Source organism: Dietzia sp. SYD-A1 (assembly GCF_015356725.1).
Taxonomy (GTDB): domain Bacteria; phylum Actinomycetota; class Actinomycetes; order Mycobacteriales; family Mycobacteriaceae; genus Dietzia.
Window position 1 is genome coordinate 1 of sequence record NZ_JADDKI010000592.1, and the last position, 1,762, is coordinate 1,762.

At 72.1% G+C, this 1,762-nt stretch carries 2 protein-coding genes; both read left to right on the top strand.

What is annotated here, in order from left to right:
- The coding region (locus IY392_RS17425; protein ID WP_194861920.1) for an RsmB/NOP family class I SAM-dependent RNA methyltransferase at window positions 1–879 on the top strand (879 nt) is incomplete at its 5' end.
- 145 nt (window positions 880–1,024) lie between these two features.
- Complete coding sequence (rpe, locus tag IY392_RS17430) at window positions 1,025–1,693, top strand: ribulose-phosphate 3-epimerase (RefSeq protein WP_194861921.1); 669 nt, start codon at window positions 1,025–1,027, stop codon at window positions 1,691–1,693.
- Window positions 1,694–1,762: the final 69 nt, after the last annotated feature.

Consider the following 1,762-nt stretch of genomic DNA (forward strand, 5'->3'; position numbering starts at 1 on the left):
GACGCCGGGGAGCTGCCCGAGCTGCTGGCCGCCGATGACGCGCGCCCCAAGGTGCACCTCGCAGCCCTGCCCGGCGCCATCTCCGCCGAGGAACTCGCGCTGGTGACCGGCGGCAGCGAGGGCGTCGTGTCGCCGTACGCGGTCCACCTCGACTCCGGTGATCCCGGTGCCCTCGACGCGGTGAGAGACGGTCTCGCCACGGTGCAGGACGAGGGCAGCCAGGTGGTCGCCCTCGCCGCCTCCCGTGCGCCGCTCGTCGGCGAGGACGGGGGCCGGTGGTTGGATCTGTGCGCCGGCCCCGGGGGCAAGGCCGTGATGCTGGGCGCGTTGGCGGAGATCGAGGGCGCGACGGTGACCGGTGTCGAGGTCTCCGAACACCGGGCCGACCTGGTGCGGGAGGCCACGCGGGACCTGCCGGTGACCGTATTCACCGCGGACGGCCGGGATCCCGGCCTCGAGCCGGGGTTCGATCGGGTCCTCCTCGACGCCCCGTGCTCGGGACTCGGCGCCCTCCGGCGGCGTCCCGAGGCCCGGTGGCGCAAGACCGCCTCAGACATCCCGGGACTGGTGATCCTGCAGCGGGAACTGCTGGAGTCGGCACTGCGACTGGTCCGGCCCGGGGGCGTGGTGCTCTACGCCACGTGTTCCCCCCACCTGTCCGAGACGGTGTCGATGATCCGTGAGGCCGACCGGCGCGGGGATGTCGAACTCCTCGACATCCGCGAGGTCCTCGCGGGGATCGGCGGGACCTCCACCGAGGGCTTCGGAGGCGGACCGTGGGTGCAGCTCTGGCCCCACCGCCACGGCACCGATGCGATGTTCATGGCGGGGTTGCGACGGCTCGGGAACGTCCCCACACCGTCGAAACGAGAGGAGTGACAGTCGACGCCGGCGGGTCCGGGCGCCTGATCGTCCGGCCAGCTGAGAGTCCGGCTCCTCGGAGCCTGGCTACCTGACCGTCCGACCTGGTTCCGGCCGACGCCCTCGGGCGCCCACTCGCGCGTGCCCGCCTAGACTGACCCGCATGTCGTACCAGCCGCTCATCGCGCCGTCGATCCTGTCCGCCGACTTCGCCTGCCTCGACCGGGAGATCGACCGCATCCCCGCCGCCGACTGGATCCATGTCGACGTGATGGACGGCCACTTCGTGCCCAATCTGTCCTTCGGTGCCCCCGTCGCCAAGGCGGTCGGGAGGGTCACCGACAAGCCGATGGACTGTCACCTCATGATCACCGACCCGCTGCGGTGGGTGGGTGACTACGTCGATGCCGGCGCGGCCAGCGTGACCTTCCACGTGGAGGCCACCGACGATCCGGAGGCCGTCGCGGAGCTGCTGCACTCGCGCGGGTGCCGGGCGGGCATCTCCATCAAGCCGGGCACTGCGGTGGAGCCGTACCTCGACCTGCTCGCGCACGTGGACATGGTTCTGGTGATGAGCGTCGAGCCCGGGTTCGGGGGACAGTCGTTCATGCCCGAGGTGCTCGACAAGGTTCGCACGCTGCGCGCCGAGATCGACCGGCGCGGGCTCGACGTGCTGATCCAGATCGACGGTGGGATCGATTCGAACACGATCGGGGACGCGGCCGCCGCGGGCTGTGACGTCTTCGTCGCCGGGTCCGCAGTCTACGGCGCGCCCGACCCCGACGGCATGATCGAGACCCTGCGCGCGAGGGCCGCGGCCGCGCGGGCGTGACGATGAGAAGCGCGCCCGACGGTGGACGGCGCCACCGCGAGCGCGAGGCCCTGGCCGACGCGCTCGCAC